The organism is Polynucleobacter sp. AP-Nickl1-40-C4 (assembly GCF_035012665.1).
In the GTDB taxonomy this organism is placed as follows: domain Bacteria; phylum Pseudomonadota; class Gammaproteobacteria; order Burkholderiales; family Burkholderiaceae; genus Polynucleobacter.
The window spans coordinates 56,085-71,923 of the sequence record NZ_JAYGQR010000007.1 but is presented as its reverse complement, the minus strand read 5'-3'; the positions used below and the strand labels follow the sequence as shown (position 1 = coordinate 71,923).

Below are 15,839 nucleotides of genomic sequence, written 5' to 3'. Positions count from 1 at the left end.
TATAGAATTTGTTACTCTGGCTTGATATTGGCTGTTTTTACAACGGCACTCCATTTGGCGCTCTCAGCTTTAATCAGGCTAGCAAATTCAGCTGGACTCCCTCCACCAATCTCATTCCCTTGAGAGAGCATGAGTTCGCGTAGTTGAGGGTCTTTGAGCGTCTCATTTGCAGCAGCATTCAATTTATCAATAATGGCCTTAGGTGTTCCCTTGGGCGCGATGAGTCCTTGCCAGTTGAGAACTTCAACCTTGGGGTAGCCTGCCTCAGCAAAAGTAGGCACGTTCGGTAGAAGTGGAGAGCGTTTCTTGCTAGTAATCGCAATGGGGCGTAACTTATCGGCTTTGATGCTGGGCATCGCTGAATACATTTGATCAAACATCATGGTGACGTTCCCGGCCATTAGATCGGTTAAGCCAGCAGATCCACTCTTATACGGGACGTGAATCATATCGATGCTGGCGCTTTGTTTAAAGAGCTCACCGGATAGTTGATGGCTTCCTCCAATGCCGCCTGATGAGAAAGTAAGAGTGCCCGGCTTAGCTTTGGCGGCCGCAACAATTTCTTGAACTGTTTTGTATGGGGAGCTTGGATTGACCACCAGTACTAGAGGCCCTTTTTCAATCAAAATGATAGGAGTGAGATCTATTTCTGGGTCGTAGCGCAAATTGCCAAAGAGTGTTTTATTAACAGCCATGGGCGCGAAGTTGCCCATGCCAATGGTGTAGCCATCCGGAGCAGCTCTAGAAATGAATTCTGTACCAATGTTGCCGCCAGCCCCCGGTTTGTTATCGACGATGATGGGTTGCTTGAGAATGACACTCATTTTTTGGGCAATCTGACGACTACGTGAGTCTGCGCCACCACCGGCACCATAAGGGACGATGAAATTGATGGGTTTGCTAGGGTAGTTGTTTTGCGCAAAAGCAGCGGTTGAAAATAAGGTACTTAGACTTATTAAACAGACTGAACAGTTCCGAATGAGTCGCATATTGATCCCAAGAAAAGTGATTTAAATAAAACCCAGAATTCCTAAAGCGCCGCCAATTGCAATGAGATAGAGTGGATGCCAGCGTGTAAACAAGGTGATAGCAATCGTACCAAAGGTCAGCAAGTATGCGGCTGTGCTGCTATTAATCTGGAGCGCTATTCCCCAGGCCGCAGATAAAACTAAGCCTACCGCTAAAGCGCCGGCTGCTGCATGGATGATTTTCTGCTTCCGAATATCCTGCATTCCCATAATAGAGCGTTGCAAGAAATAAATCATGATCGAGGATGGCCAGGCGATAGCTAAGGTCGCTATTGCTGCACCAATCACGCCGCCCACTTTCCAGCCAATCAATGTGACTGTCATGAGGTTGGGCCCGGGTGCAGCCTGGGCAATAGCAAAGTAATCGGCGAAGGTTTGGGAGCTAATCCAGTGTTCTTGATTGACCGATAAGTCATATAGTGTGGGGAGGAGTGCATTAATACCTCCAAATGCCACCAAGGAAAAAGCGGATAGTTTCAGAAAGAGGCTGATGAGAGTGCCCATCATTCTTTAATCTTCTTCCATGCTAAAAAGAAAGCCAAAGGTGAGGCAAGTAAAACTACCCAACCCAGACCTAAATGAAAGTAGGTTGCAGCCAATACAGTCAAGAGGATGACGGATAGCATGGGTGGGTATTTCAGTTCTGAGCGCATCATTTTGAAGCCGGTGCTTGCAATTAGACCTACACCTACTGCAGAGATACCTCTTAGCAATCCCTGGACAATCGGCATATAGCTGTAATGCTCGTAGAGAATGCCCAGCAGAATGACGATAGCTACAGGTCCCAACATTAAACCGAGTACCGCTGCAAAAGCGCCCGGTACTCCGGCAAAGCGACTGCCTACACAAACACCGAGATTGACGATATTGGGTCCTGGAACAATTTGGCAGATGCCCAGCATGGCACTGAACTCTTCAGCAGTTAGCCACCTCTCTTGCTCAACAAGCATGCGGCGCGCCCAAGGGAGTACGCCGCCAAACCCAGACATTCCGATTTTGCTAAACCCAATAAAGAGTTGCTTGGGTGTCAGTGTTTTAGGTTGGGATGGCATCTTTTAATAGAAGGCGCTTACTGTGGCTTAAAAGGATGTGGCACTGGTTTATTTTCTAGCCACGCTTCTAGTGTTTCGGTAATGCCTTTTGAGAAGGTAGCAAAAATAGGCTCAGCAATGAAACCAAGATGAGGTGTCACCAAAAGATTTGGGGTATTTCGAAGCGCGTCTTTTTCTGGAAGGGGTTCAACATCAAAAACATCCACTGCTGCTTGCCCAGGTCTACCTGCGGCTAGCGCTTTTTTTAGATCAGGCATATTGATCAGTGCAGCACGTGAAGTATTGATCAGAATCGAATCTGGGCGCATGAGCGCTAGTTGATCCGCGCTAATTAAACCTTTAGTTCCGGGGCCGGCCACCAAGTGCATAGAGACGACTTTGGAAGTTTTAAGGAGTTCATCAAGACTGACCGCCTTTGCATTTTCAGCTGCGGCGCGTTCAGGCGTCATGCGAGGACTCCAAGCCACCACATCCATGCCAAAGGCAGCGCCAACACGTGCTACACGACTACCGATAGCGCCTAAGCCCATGATGCCTAAACGTTCGCCAGAGAGCATTGGCAGTAAAGACAAGGCATCACGCCAGCCACCTGAGGCAATGAGTTTATTTTCTTCAATAAGACGCTTAGAGGCGCCCAGGATTAAGGCCCAAGTAAGTTCTGCGGTCGTTTCTTTGGAAGGTCCACCAGGAGTGCATGCCATGGGGATATTTCTAGACACTAAGGCTGATGCTTCAAGGGTGCCATTACGTTCACCAGTAAACATTAAGAACTTTAGCTTGGGTAAGCGTGCAATCATCGCCTCATTAAAAGGCGAGCGATCTCGCACGATAGCAATTGCATCAGCATCTTTGACTGCTGCATATAAGGCCTCATCTCGAAGCGGCTCATGATGAATAGTGAGCTTAGCCTGTTGATCTAATTTTTCCCAATTAGAAAAACGGCGCAACGCACGCTCATAGTCTCCGAGAATAACGATATTAGGTAATGAGGCCATGGATGAAAATCTTTCAGTTGAATATTAGTCTGGTGTGCAAAGGTTCAGGATTTGCTTGAGATCAGGCGCTTGTCCTAATTTCCAGAGTGCAGAAATTAACTGAATCGTTTTCTCTTTGCCAATTACTGGCTCTGCCAAGCTTGTAAATTTTTGCTCCAAGTTGGCATCGCTCATTGGATTTTCTACAGAGCCAATCGCATTCTTTACAAAGATATGCACTTCTTTGCCATCCTTTAGGAAGGCTTTAACGTCCACAGATGCTTCGCTAATAGAGGTATCGGTAGTCGCGTTCACTTTAGCGCGCAAAGCTACGACATCAGGACGGTTAACGATGTCATCCGCATATTCACCTTCACCTGCTTGACCAAACATCAAGCCTACAGCGCAGCCGTGATACACGCTGAACTTGCCTTCTAGTCCATCTTTAGGTGTTTTCTTGCCAGTTAATTCGAGTACCAGTGGGTGAACACGCAACTCAATGCGTTCAACCTCTCCTGCCTTCACGCCTTGGGCGCGTAATTGGGCGCAAGCATCAATGGCTGGGTGAATCACAATTCCGCAAGCAAAAGGTTTATAGGTATTTAAGGAAATCTCAAAAGATTTTCCGAGGGCGCGATCAATTTCTGACCAGTCACACTTAGTAGAAACGGTTTGCATATAGCCACGACCCGCTTCAAGTGCTTTAGGACTTGCAGTAAAACCATGTTTTGCCAACAGTGCAGAAAGTTGACCTGCACGTGCTGCGCCACCCGGATGAAAGGGTTTGGTCATCGTGCCAAATTGCTCGCGCATACCAACCGGTTGGGAGGCTGCAATGCCTAAAGCCATAGTTGTTTTTTGCAGATCAAGACCCATTAAGCGTGAACATGCCGCAGCAGATCCCAGCATGCCAGTAGAGCCAGTGATGTGCCAGCCACGATGGTAGTGATCTGGATACATTGCGTTACCAACGCGGCAGGCAACATCAATGCCAAGAACTAGAGAGTCAATCATTTGACGACCGTTGGCACCAATGTGTTCGCCTAAGGCTAGGATTGCAGATGCTACCGGACCCGCTGGATGAATCACGGTTTTGAGGTGAGTATCGTCAAAGTCAAAAGTATGTGAGCTGATGCCGTTAATCAATGCCGCTCCACCCATATCCACTTTATCTTTGCGGCCGAGGATGCTGGCTTGTGGCGCTGGTTGAAATTCACGAATAGCGGCTAATGATGATTCAACGCTCTCATGATTGGCTGCACCGATCGCACAACCAAGCCAGTTTAAGAATGTACGATGCGCTTCGTGCTCAACCTCTGGAGTCCATCCTTGACTTGGATGAGTATTAACAAACTCCGCCAAAATTTTGGTGACTGGTGGTGCATTGAGATCAGCTGCTGCGGCAATAGCGTGAGACATATCAATTTCCTATGAATAAGTGTGAGTATTTTTAAATAAGTGGATATTGAAAATTAATCGATTTCAATATTACGGTCTTTGGCAACCTTAGCCCAGCGTGCAATATCTTCTTTGATGTAATTGGTAAATTGAGGAGGTGTCATTGGCATTAAAGTCAAAGCCTCGCTCATCATTTTTTCTGAGAAGTCTGGCAATGCTAGAACTTTGTTTAATTCAGCATTGAGCTTTGCAACAATCGCGGGTGGAAGATTTGCAGGACCTACCAAGCCATACCACTGTTGGCCATCAAAGCCGTTATAGCCAAGCTCTTTGAAGGTCGGAATATTAGGCGCTACTGGGCTGCGTTTGGCACCAGTAACGGCAAGCCCGCGAACCCTATTGGTGGTGATATAAGGTAATGCTGCAAATAGAGTGGGGAACATTGCCTGGGTCTGTCCAGCCAGTAGATCCGTGTAAGCAGGACCTACGCCACGATAGGGCACATGCACCATAAATATTCCAGCAGCTAGCTTCAGTTGCTCCATGCCGAGATGTGTCAGTGTTCCGGGGCCAGCAGATCCATAGCTTAACTTGGCGGGATTCTTTTTTGCGTAATCCACAAACTCTTTGAAGCTCTTGATGGGCAGATCAGGATTAATGATGAGTACGTTAGGTGTTGCGCCAATCATGCCAATCGGTGTGAAGTCTTTAATGGCATCGTAGGGTAATTTACGGACAGCAGGGTTGGTGCCGTGTGTCCCTACATAAGCAATCATGAGTGTGTAGCCATCGGCTGGCGCTTTAGCAGTTGCTTGTGAAGCAATTGATCCGCCACCGCCACCCATATTTTCTACAACTACTGTTTGACCAATAGATCTAGAGAGTTTTTCCGCAACAGCTCGTGCAATATTATCTAATCCGCCACCAGCAGCTACTGGTGCAATCAGTTTGATAGGTTTGGTTGGGTAGGCTACTGCTGCACTTTGCGCCTGCGCATTGAAATGGAATGCCAATCCCAAAAAAGCAAAGAGAAGGGATGACAAAAAAATCGGCTTTTGCCGATTGATCGTATTAGACATGTCTCGAGTCCGAATTATTGTTATAAGTTAGTTTTGTACAGCCAAGTTATTTTACTATTGGTAGCGTTAGCCCTGCTCAGGCTTGGCTAGCTTTGAGTTTCTTTCGAATGGAGTGCTCTACGGGGATGGAGTCTAGGTTTGGCTCCAGCGCCTCACGTTCATCAAAGACAAAGCAGCTGCCTTGGTAATGTGCGGAACCCACTTCCTCGAAATATTTCAAAATACCTCCCTCTAGCTGGTAACTGTGCTCCATGCCAATTTCCCGCATATATAAGCCAGATTTTTCACAGCGAATACCACCCGTACAAAAGCTGACCAGCGTCTTATCGGCTAAATCATCTTTATGTGCAGAAATTGCCGCTGGAAACTCGGTGAACTTTTCAATATTGAAATGCAATGCATTCTCAAAAGTGCCGTAGTCGACTTCAAAGGCGTTGCGAGTATCAACCATCACTACAGGGCGACCTAGATCGTCAGTGCCGCGATCTAACCACTCCTGCAGTTTTTTGGGGCTAATGAAATTAGCGCGACCTTCCTCAGGACGAATCGCTGGGTGATTCATGCGAATAATTTCATTTTTGAGTTTGATCAACATCTTCTTGAAGGGCTGATCCTCGGACCAACTCTCCTTTGCTTGAAGTGGGGCAAAACGGGGATCGGTACGGAGCCAATCCATAAATCCACGTAGCTCATCTGTTTTACCGGCAAGGAACATATTGATGCCTTCACCAGTCAAAAGAATTGTTCCCTTCAACTGGCGCGCAGTACATTCATCCAGCATTTTGGCGCGCAGCTCTGGCAAGCCATCTAGGCTGACAAATAAATAGGCGGCAATATTTAGAATCGACTTCATTTTTCTCTCACTGGGCTACAGCTGCATTATCGAGCAAATAGGCTGAGGGGGTGTTAATCTTGAGGTCTTATCTAGAGGAGACAAGTCCATGCAGGATTTAGTGAAAATGGCTAAAAAAGCCATTAAAAACAGCCTATTAGCCACTTTGATGGCCTTAGGAGTAAGCGGTGTTGCTCTGGCGCAAAATGCGGGTGTTGGCACATGGCCCACCCAAAAGCCAATTCGTTTGATTGCGGTCTTTCCGCCAGGTGGCTCAGTTGACCAGGTTGCTCGTATATTGGCACCTGCTTTGCAAGCAGAGTTGAAGCAAAACGTGATTGTGGAAAATGTTGGTGGCGCCTCTGGTGTAATTGGTACCTCCGCAATGACTCGGTCCGATCCGGATGGCTATACCTTTGCAGTAGTATTTGATACCCATGGTGTGAACCCTAGTCTCAAAGACAAACTTCCCTATGACACGATAAAAGATATTGCTCCCGTGATTTTGGTTGGCACATCACCGATGGTGTTGGTTGCCAGCAAAAAATCTGGTATCACCAGTTTTAAGCAATTAGTGGATCTTTCCAAGACAGGCAAGCAATTTAGTTACGGCTCCATTGGAATTGGTAGCTTGGGTCACTTAGCAATGGCGCGTCTGGCAAAACAAGCGGGCTTTGATTGGAATCACATCCCTTATCGTGGTGGCGGTCCTTTAATGCAAGATGCTTTGGGCGGTCAAGTGGAGTTGGCTGTTGGCTCGGAATTTTTGGTGAAGCCTCATATCGATAACGGTGGAGTTATTCCGCTAGTGATTACAACTGCCAAGCGTTCACCATCCTTGCCTAATGTGCCGACAATTTCTGAGAGCGGCTTCCCAGGCTTTAGTGCGCCAGCTTGGTGGGCGGTATTGGCCCCCGGTAAGACCTCTCCGGCAGTGATCGATGCAATGAATAAGGCATTAAATAAAGCCCTGAAGACGCCTGCTGTCGCTGAGAAGTTCAAAATGCAAGGCATTCAAATTGTTGGTGGCACCCCAGTTGCTGCACAAGACTTTATCGGCAAGCAAATGGGTATCTGGGGTAAGTTTGTGATTGAAAACAATATTAAAGAAACTGCTCAGTAAGAGTTGTTGATAAGCAGTATTGATAAAAGGTAAACATGTCAGAACGTTTAATTCCGTATCAGCCAATGGATTTGGCAGAGCCAGCAGAGTTGGTTGCAGCTATTCGCAAAAGACGAGGCGGTCAGTTTATTAATTTAGATCGCATGCTCTTGCATAGCGTTCCAATTGCAGAGGGCTGGAATCATTTCATTGGAGAGATTCGTAATAACCTGTCTTTGGATCCGAAGTTGCGCGAGTTGGCTATGTGTGGCGTAGCCGTCTTGAATGGTGCTGAATATGAATTCTTTCACCATGCGCCACCTTTTAAGAAAGCGGGCGGTACTGAAGAGCAGGTCCAAGGCTTGCGACTCATTGGGCAACCGAATTTTCCAAAAGATCTGTACTCTCCGGTGGAGAACGACGCTGCCGAACTCACTTTTCAGATGACGCGCAATATCAAAGTGGATCCTGAATTAATGAAGCGCTTGCAAAAGGCTTTGGGAAGCACGGATACCGTGGAATTAGTCACGGTAATCGCCGCTTACAATATGGTTTCTCGATTCTTGATAGCCCTCGATGTCAATCCTGAAGATCATCCTCCGGCTTAAAGTTAAAGCTTAGCCAAAGCCAAGTCAAAGCATTCATCAATATGATCCGCAACATCCAAACCATTATTCCTGGCATTGCCACTTCTGATGGTGCGGGTGTGAAATTGCGTCGTAGTCTGGGCGGTCAAAATCAAGTCAGATTAGATCCTTTTTTGATGCTTGATGAGTTTTCCTCCAGCGATCCAAATGATTATGTAGCGGGCTTTCCGGCACATCCCCATCGGGGTTTTGAGACGGTGACCTACATGCTGGAAGGTCACATGTTGCATGAGGATCATTTGGGAAACCAAGGGCATCTGAAAACTGGTGGCGTGCAATGGATGACGGCTGGGCGCGGCATTATTCATTCTGAGATGCCACAGCAAGTGAGCGGTGCCATGCGCGGCTTTCAGTTGTGGATTAATTTACCTGCAAAAGAGAAGATGAAGCCGGCTAGCTATAAAGATATCCAGGTTGAAGATATTCCGAAGATTGCTTTGGCAAATGGGGGCTCAGTCAAGATCATTGCGGGTGCATATGATGATGTCGGTAAAGCAGTTCAAGGCCCGATTCAGGGGATTACCACTGCACCTCTATTTTTAGATGTGCATTTACCACCCAACGCAGAGTTTGAGCAACGCATTCCAAAAGAGCTCAATGCATTTGTTTATGTATATGAAGGCGGGCTGGAATTAGGCGGCCCAATGATGCCAGCTCCAAAGCAGGCAGCCATTGTTCTTGGTGATGGCGATCTTTTAAAGGCAAGATCAGGATCTATAAGCGCACAATTTATTGTTCTAGCAGCTTTGCCCTTGCATGAGCCTATCGTTCAGTACGGCCCTTTTGTGATGAATACTCGCTCTGAAATTGAACAAGCCATCGATGATTATCAAAACAATCGGTTTTTGGTTACCTAGGTGAATCAATCAACAACCCTTCAATGGGAGGATGCTGGACAAACTCATAGTGCTCAATGGCATTCTGAAAATGGCATTGCCCCCCATAAAAAAATTCAGATTGCGGATGACACGCTGACCGCTGATATTGCTTATCGCTTAGCTTGTGAAGGTACTGCGATGCTCTATAGGGGTGACTTTCAGAATGCGCGGCAACTCTTACAAGCTTTGGTAAGAAGGGTGGATAAGCCTTCCAAGAAATCTACGAGAGCTGACAGAGTTTCAAAAGAGAAAATCAAAAGCCCCTTAGATACATTTAATCTGCATCGACTCACCCAATCTCAGCGCGCACGTATTTTGGGTATGGTTCTCATTCAGGTAGATGCTGACCATACGATACCTTTGAGACGCGCCCCAGATGTAGCGCAGGCCTGCCTTGAGGCCTATGGAACGCAAGAAACTTCCTATGTAATTTCTTTGCGTGAGTTGCTTGGCGTGATTAGCGCTCATGAGTGGCGCAAGACAGGTGTTCAAGTTCTCACCAGAGATGATCAAGAGGTGCGCATTCATCCGCACTACGGTGTTTTCTCTCCTGTGCGTAGTGAGTATATTGGCTTGATTCTGAAAGCCCCGTTACCAGAAGCAATAAAACAAAGCTCTATAGCTTTTGATATTGGGACGGGCACTGGAGTGTTAGCCGTTATTTTGGCTCTACGAGATATTCAAAAAATTATTGCGACTGATCTAAGTGATCGAGCGATTGCTTGTGCGAAAGAAAATATTCATCTTTTGGGTTTAAATTCTGAAATTCAAATTCACAAAGCCAATCTTTTCCCTGAAGGAAAGGCTGCACTCATTGTTTGTAATCCTCCCTGGCTTCCAGCCAGACCAAGCTCTTCGCTAGAGCATGCTGTATATGACCCTGAGAGTCAGATGCTGAAGGGTTTCTTGAGTGGATTAAAGGATCATCTACTACCAAATGGTGAGGGTTGGCTCATTCTTTCTGACTTAGCAGAGCACTTAGGATTGAGAACGAGAGAAGAGCTTTTAATTTGGATTGAGCATGCAGGCTTGAAAGTGATTACGCATTTAGATACCAAACCAACACATCCAAAAGCATTTGATAAAGCTGATGCATTGCATGCAGCGAGATCTAAAGAAGTCACTTCACTCTGGCGATTAACCCAAAGGTAGTACCACATTAAATAGCCCTACAAGCCCCGCCCCCATTGGGATCATGGTTGTTAATCCACTACATCACCCTTAAAATCATTGAGAGCAGTAGTTAACTTACTACACATTTTTTCGGTAAGTTGAATATAGTTTTTCTCATTTATTTTTTAAGGGTGTCATTTGCTTTCTGGTGCATTGTCTAGAAATGTATTGCTAATTTCGGGGGTAACTTTCTCTCATTTATTAGCGCTATTGATGCTTTTATCGGGATCATTTGCGGGGTCTAATTTATCTGCCCCAGATTTTCTGATGGTAAATCTTGTGGGTAAAAGTGCCCCGGCACCTCAGCAGCAAAAATCTCTGGTTGCATCCCAAGTCAAAACACCCCCTAAAAGTGAGCTTGATAGTTCCAGTGCTGTAAATGAATCCCATGCGCATAGTGATAGCAAGGGGGCTGGGCTTCTAGCAGCAGGCGCAGCTAGACAGGCCATACACAGCCCTAAACCACATTACCCCTTAGTCAGCAGACAGCTTAAGGAACAAGGCTTGGTCATTGCAAGACTATGTGTCAGCGATCAAGGCCTTGTGCAAGAAGTTGGCATCACCCAGAGCTCAGGCTTTCAGGGTTTAGATCGTTCAGTCATCAAGGCTTTGGCTCAGTGGAGATTTGCGCCTATTGCAATAACTCCCACCCAGCTTTCTTTGCAATGCTTTCAAACACCAATTCAATTTACCTTGGAAGGCTAGTACTTGAGCGAGAAAAATATCTTAGATATTGATTCAAAATGCATTCGATCAACCCAGATTTTTCCCATAACCATTCCAAGCGAAATCTTATTGGGGCGAACAAAACAGATCTTCATTTTGCATGATGGGCATTCATATCAATTGCGCATCACTAAATTAGGGAAGCTCATTTTGACGAAGTAAATATGAATTAACTTACTAGCCAGCAAGAGCATTTTCATATGCATATAGCCAGCGATTTTTTGTTTTTATCACTGGAGATGGTATATGAAGCATCAAGAAGTTGTTCGTCCTCGAATTCGGTTGGCCTGGTTTTCATCGTTTGCATTGTTATATGGAGGATCTTTTTCAGTTTGGGCTAATGCTCAAGATATTGAGTTACCTAGGATTGATATTGTTGGTCGAGAGGAGAATGCCCTTTATAAAATTCCAGGAACGGTTGATGTCATTAACCAACAGAGGATGGAGGAGTTACAGCCTCAGTCGCTACAAGACGTATTAAAGACAGTTCCTGGTGTCAATGTCCGTGGAGATGAGGGTGGCCTAGGATCTATTCCGAATATTGGTATTCGGGGATTAAATCCGAGTCGCAGCTCCAAGGTTCTTCTTCTGGAGGATGGCGCTCCCATTCAACCAAGTCTCTTCATTTCCAATGCTTCCTATTACAGCCCACCTGTAGAGCAAATCGGTGGGATTGAAGTTTTAAAGGGCGCATCGGGCCTGAAATATGGCCCATCCAATATTGGTGGCGTGGTGAATTACCTTAGCAAAACACCTGCTCCAGGATTTAAGTTAACCGGCAAAGTGGGTAACTACGGATATCGTTTAGCAGAGCTTGAGGCAGGGGGAAAATCATCATCGAATGGCGCCATTGGAGGAATAAATCTGATTCAATCTGAGTCCAATGGATACCAAGGCAATGGTTTCAAGATGTATGACATCTTGGTGAAAGGGGGGATGGAGATTGCACAGAATCAGTGGTTAAGTCTCAAATATACCCATTACGATAACAATATCAATACCTCATATGTAGGTCTGCGACCAAATCAGTACAGCACTCACTCAAGAGATAATCCAGCGTCAAATGACCGCTTTATTACCCAAAGAAATGCAGTAGATCTCAATCATGCTATCGAAATTAGTCCTGAGACCAAAATCAATACTTTGATGTATTGGAGCAGGTTATCTAGAGATTATTGGCGGCAAAGTATTGTTAAACGTACACAGGAATCGACAGTCTTTAGAGCCTGCAATGTAGGTGGTGATTGTCTGATTGGACGAAATCGAGAGTTTCAAATGCTGGGCATCGATTCTCGGGTAAGTCATGCCTATAAGGCTCTGGGGATTTCGAATGAAGCAGAGTTTGGATTGCGCATGCATACCGAATCTCAAATCAATCAAGTAGTGAGTTCCAAAACTCTAGCCTATTCTGGTCGACTCACTTCGCAGGAAGATAACAAGGCTAATTCAGTGGCGGTCTATGCGCAAAACCGTTTCTTGCTGAGCAAAGACTTTGCCCTTATTCCTGGGGTACGAGTGGAAAGTTATAACCAGACCCGTTCAAATGCTGCTACTGGAAAAGCTGGTAGCGCTAAGAATGTAGAAACTATTCCACAAATTGGTGCTACCTGGCAGCTTGTTCCCCAAGTGCAGGCGTACGGTAGTGTTTATAAAGGTTTTGCGCCAGCACAGTTAGCCACCGCAATTGATGACAAAGGAGTTGATCAGCAGTTAGCCCCAGAACGCTCAACCAATACGGAGCTCGGTCTACGTGGTCGCTCTGGTGCTTTTACTTATGATTCAGCTATTTTTAGCATGAACTTCAGTAATCAAGTTGTGAATCAGAGCTTAGCTGCCGGAATTTCTAAAGCCAATGGCGGTAAAAGTTTGCATCAAGGTGCCGAGATGTCCTTGGCTTATGCGCTAGGAGGGGGATGGGGCATTAATGGTAATGCTACTTATATCCCGGTGGCTAAGTTTGTTGGCACGAGCTCTTTGGGGCGAGATGGTAATCGCATTCCGTACACGCCTAAATTAACCTCAAATTTGGGTGTTAGCTACGAAAAGAATGGCTTCAATACTTTAGTCAATCTGAATTATGTTTCTGCTCAGTATGCGGATTCGGCAAATACGGTTGCGCAAAATGCCATTGGAACTTTAGGCGAGGTTCCTGCCTTTACAACAGTCAATTGGAGTGCTAACTACGCCATCAACAAAGATTGGAAAGTGTTTGGAGTGATTAATAATGTATTTAATAAGAGATATATTTCCAGCCGGAGTCCTGACGGGATTTTTGCTGGAGCGCCTCTCAATTTCCAAGCTGGCATGAGTTATCAATTCAATTAATAAGAATGATGGATTCCTAAAGCAAAGAAAAACGCCACCCAGATAGGTGGCGTTTGACTGTTACTTCAAAATGGTGGAACCGGCGGGAATCGAACCCGCGTCCGCAAATCCTCCACAACAAGTTCTACATACTTAGTCATATCATTTAATTTAGCCAGCTAGGCACAGATTGACACGTTCCACGCTGACGATTCACTAAGTTTTCGAATCATTCCCCGTGACATGAAATGATCTTATCTCTTGTAAATGACCCTGATCTAGCTTGCGCTAGCTGACCCAAGAGAGAATCAGTTCAGGGGCAACCGCAATTAAGCGGCTAGTGCGAAACGTTCGTCGTTTGCAGTTAAAACATTCCCATTGATTTACGAGATAACGGGTCCTCGGTATGCCCTTGATGCTTTGTAACCCACGTCGAAACCATGTCGGTCCCAGATTGCATGCTTAGGAAAGGGTATTTTAAAGCCGCTAGCTTTAAATTGTTGAATATCTTTTATTCCCTATTGGGAAAGATGATTTGCAATAGCTCGAGGGGTTGATTAACGATGTAATCGGCTCCCCAGGCCTCTGGAGGCTCTTTACAGCCACAGTAGCCATAAGCGGCTGCGACAGTCTTCATTCCTGCTGCTTTGCCTGCCACAACATCTCTAATGTCATCGCCTATATAAAGTGATTTTGTAGGATCTACTTTAGCTATTCTAGCGGCGTGCAAGATAGGTTCAGGATGGGGTTTTGAATACGGTGTTGTATCGCCAGAAACTGTAGAAATAGCTCGTTGGCGCAAACCCATTAATTCAGTAAGAGGGTTGGTGAAACGCTCACTTTTATTTGTAACAATGCCCCAGGGGAGCTTGGCTTGATCCATTTGATCGAGTAAATGGCTCATGTCATCGAATAATTTACTCTCTACCAGCAATGCTTTTTCATAATTACTGAAAAATTCATCGCGCAATAGAGTGAAATCTGCATGATCGGGGCTAATGCCAAAGGCGCCTTCGAGTAATCCGCGAGCACCAGCTGAGGCATAGGGACGCAGAAATTCATAAGGCTTAGGCGCAAGATTGCGCGCAACGAGCAATTGATTGGTTGCCGCTACTAAATCAGGTGCAGTATCGGCTAATGTGCCATCTAAATCAAAAAAGATGCCGGCATAAGGGCTGAAAAGATTGCTCATATCTTGAATTATTTACGAACGGCAATCATGTAGTTCACATCCACATCATCACTCAAGCTATAGACCTGAGTGAGTGGGTTGTAGCTCATACCCTTCATGCCGAGCATTTCTAAGCCTGCATGACGTGTAAAAGCAACGAGTTCAGAGGGTTTGATGAATTTAGCGTATTCGTGAGTACCTCTGGGTAGTAATTTCAGAATGTATTCAGCGCCAATAATGGCAAATAAGTAGGACTTAGGGCTGCGGTTGAGGGTGCTAAAAAATAACGTGCCACCAGGCTTACAAAGTTTGGCGCAAGCGCGCACCACTGAAGCTGGGTCCGGTACATGTTCAAGCATCTCCATGCAAGTCACTACATCGTATTGTTCGGGCTGCTCATCAGCCAACGCTTCGGCCGAGATAGAGCGATAGGTGAGGTTTGCGCCCACTTCTAATGCGTGCAATTCAGCAACCTTAAGTGCTTTTTCTGATAAATCAATACCGGTTGTGTCTGCGCCTGATTGAGAAATGGATTCCGCCAAGATGCCGCCGCCGCAACCAATATCAACAACCTTCTTGCCTTCCAGGCTAACAAAGGACTTAATCCAGTTCAAGCGCAGTGGGTTGATGGCATGCAGGGGTTTGAATTCACTATTAGGGTCCCACCAACGATGGGCTAGAGCGCTAAATTTGGCGATTTCTGACTGGTCGACGTTCATATGAATTGCTTATCTGTAAGGCTATAGGAGAAGTTTATGAATATAGCGGAAATAAAAAAGCCCGCTAGAAGCGGGCTTTTTTACAAGTAAAGTGAATTACTGAGCTGCTGTACCAACAACTTCGATGTCAGTACGGCGGTTCTTAGCGCGGCCTTCAGCAGTTGCATTTGATGCAACTGGATTGCTCTTGCCTTTTGATTCTGTGTAGATGCGGCTACCGTCAACACCTTTGCTTGTCAGGTAAGTCTTAACTGACTGAGCACGACGCTGACCGAGGGCCATGTTGTATGCATCTGTACCAACGCTGTCAGTGTTACCTACAGCGATGATTACTTCTAACTTAATTTTCTTCAAGTCAGCAGCGATCTTGTCCAATGTAGCTTTACCTTCTGGTTTCAAATCAGACTTATTGAAGTCATAAAGTGTGTCAGCTTGCAAAGTGATTTTGCTTTGGCTAACGCCAGCAGCAGCAGCAGCAGTCAACGCACCGTCACAACCTTTAGCTGCAGTAGCAGGTGTCCAGTTGTTATCGCGCCAGCACAATGTGCCATCGCCGTTTTTCCAGTTTAGGGCGCCATCGCCGTTTTGCCAGTTATCAGAAGCCATCGCTGCAGTAGCAGAAACAGTAATAACAGAAGCGAGCAACACTCTTAGGGTTTTGTTCATTTTTAGTCCTCAAAAATCTCTTTTTTAATTAAAGTCAAACTTAAATGTAATTCGCCCTACCTTGATGCAAAAACTGCAAAGCGACACATC

General features: G+C 45.8%; 17 protein-coding genes and 1 other RNA gene. 7 read left to right on the top strand and 11 right to left on the bottom strand.

Features of this window, described 5'->3' with window-relative positions:
- Nucleotides 1–11 precede the first annotated feature (11 nt).
- The 7 genes from VC182_RS08795 to VC182_RS08765 all read right to left on the bottom strand — a co-directional run bounded on the left by VC182_RS08795 (nt 12) and on the right by VC182_RS08765 (nt 6,384).
- Entirely contained in the window at nt 12–989 is a 978-nt protein-coding gene (locus VC182_RS08795; RefSeq protein ID WP_216120571.1) for a Bug family tripartite tricarboxylate transporter substrate binding protein, read from the bottom strand.
- 21 nt (nt 990–1,010) lie between these two features.
- Nucleotides 1,011–1,535 carry a chromate transporter gene (locus tag VC182_RS08790; RefSeq protein WP_216120573.1) on the bottom strand — a complete coding sequence of 175 codons (525 nt, stop codon included), beginning with the start codon at nt 1,533–1,535 and terminating at the stop codon, nt 1,011–1,013.
- Entirely contained in the window at nt 1,532–2,080 is a 549-nt protein-coding gene (locus VC182_RS08785) for a chromate transporter (RefSeq protein ID WP_072583688.1), read from the bottom strand. Before VC182_RS08785 ends, VC182_RS08790 begins: the two co-directional genes overlap by 4 nt.
- A gap of 17 nt (nt 2,081–2,097) precedes the next feature.
- Entirely contained in the window at nt 2,098–3,075 is a 978-nt protein-coding gene (locus VC182_RS08780) for a D-2-hydroxyacid dehydrogenase family protein (protein ID WP_323485081.1), read from the bottom strand.
- 24 nt (nt 3,076–3,099) lie between these two features.
- The gene (locus VC182_RS08775; RefSeq protein WP_072583686.1) at nt 3,100–4,473 is read right to left on the bottom strand and encodes an MmgE/PrpD family protein; all 1,374 of its coding nucleotides are present in this window, start codon (nt 4,471–4,473) and stop codon (nt 3,100–3,102) included.
- 53 nt (nt 4,474–4,526) lie between these two features.
- Nucleotides 4,527–5,531, bottom strand: a complete 1,005-nt coding sequence (locus VC182_RS08770) for a tripartite tricarboxylate transporter substrate binding protein (RefSeq protein ID WP_323485080.1) — start codon at nt 5,529–5,531, stop codon at nt 4,527–4,529.
- 76 nt (nt 5,532–5,607) lie between these two features.
- Nucleotides 5,608–6,384 (bottom strand): sulfurtransferase, encoded by a 777-nt coding sequence (locus VC182_RS08765; RefSeq protein ID WP_216120577.1) that lies wholly within the window; start codon nt 6,382–6,384, stop codon nt 5,608–5,610.
- An 88-nt stretch (nt 6,385–6,472) separates the two neighbouring features.
- Here VC182_RS08765 and VC182_RS08760 point away from each other — a divergent pair, with 88 nt between their 5' ends.
- From VC182_RS08760 to VC182_RS08730, 7 genes are all read left to right on the top strand, one after another.
- Nucleotides 6,473–7,486: a tripartite tricarboxylate transporter substrate binding protein gene (locus VC182_RS08760; RefSeq protein WP_216120579.1), complete on the top strand. Its 1,014-nt coding sequence runs from the start codon at nt 6,473–6,475 to the stop codon at nt 7,484–7,486.
- 35 nt (nt 7,487–7,521) lie between these two features.
- Nucleotides 7,522–8,073 carry a carboxymuconolactone decarboxylase family protein gene (locus VC182_RS08755; protein WP_072583683.1) on the top strand — a complete coding sequence of 184 codons (552 nt, stop codon included), beginning with the start codon at nt 7,522–7,524 and terminating at the stop codon, nt 8,071–8,073.
- A gap of 41 nt (nt 8,074–8,114) precedes the next feature.
- Entirely contained in the window at nt 8,115–8,969 is an 855-nt protein-coding gene (locus VC182_RS08750) for a pirin family protein (protein ID WP_323485079.1), read from the top strand.
- Nucleotides 8,970–10,142 carry a class I SAM-dependent methyltransferase gene (locus VC182_RS08745; RefSeq protein ID WP_323485078.1) on the top strand — a complete coding sequence of 391 codons (1,173 nt, stop codon included), beginning with the start codon at nt 8,970–8,972 and terminating at the stop codon, nt 10,140–10,142.
- Nucleotides 10,143–10,430: 288 nt separating this feature from the next.
- A complete protein-coding gene (locus tag VC182_RS08740; protein ID WP_323485077.1) occupies nt 10,431–10,868 on the top strand; it encodes an energy transducer TonB in 438 nt (145 codons plus the stop codon).
- A 3-nt stretch (nt 10,869–10,871) separates the two neighbouring features.
- Nucleotides 10,872–11,051: a hemin uptake protein HemP gene (hemP, locus tag VC182_RS08735; RefSeq protein ID WP_072583679.1), complete on the top strand. Its 180-nt coding sequence runs from the start codon at nt 10,872–10,874 to the stop codon at nt 11,049–11,051.
- Nucleotides 11,052–11,135: 84 nt separating this feature from the next.
- Nucleotides 11,136–13,214, top strand: coding sequence for a TonB-dependent receptor family protein (locus VC182_RS08730; protein ID WP_323485076.1), 2,079 nt, complete (start codon nt 11,136–11,138; stop codon nt 13,212–13,214).
- A gap of 71 nt (nt 13,215–13,285) precedes the next feature.
- Here the strand turns inward: VC182_RS08730 and ssrA are convergent.
- From ssrA to ompA, 4 genes are all read right to left on the bottom strand, one after another.
- Nucleotides 13,286–13,644: a transfer-messenger RNA gene (gene ssrA, locus VC182_RS08725) on the bottom strand.
- Nucleotides 13,645–13,704: 60 nt separating this feature from the next.
- Complete coding sequence (locus tag VC182_RS08720; protein WP_216122677.1) at nt 13,705–14,385, bottom strand: HAD family hydrolase; 681 nt, start codon at nt 14,383–14,385, stop codon at nt 13,705–13,707.
- A gap of 8 nt (nt 14,386–14,393) precedes the next feature.
- Complete coding sequence (ubiG, locus tag VC182_RS08715) at nt 14,394–15,083, bottom strand: bifunctional 2-polyprenyl-6-hydroxyphenol methylase/3-demethylubiquinol 3-O-methyltransferase UbiG (protein WP_323485075.1); 690 nt, start codon at nt 15,081–15,083, stop codon at nt 14,394–14,396.
- Nucleotides 15,084–15,179: 96 nt separating this feature from the next.
- Nucleotides 15,180–15,749 (bottom strand): outer membrane protein OmpA, encoded by a 570-nt coding sequence (gene ompA, locus VC182_RS08710; RefSeq protein WP_323485074.1) that lies wholly within the window; start codon nt 15,747–15,749, stop codon nt 15,180–15,182.
- Nucleotides 15,750–15,839 lie beyond the last annotated feature (90 nt).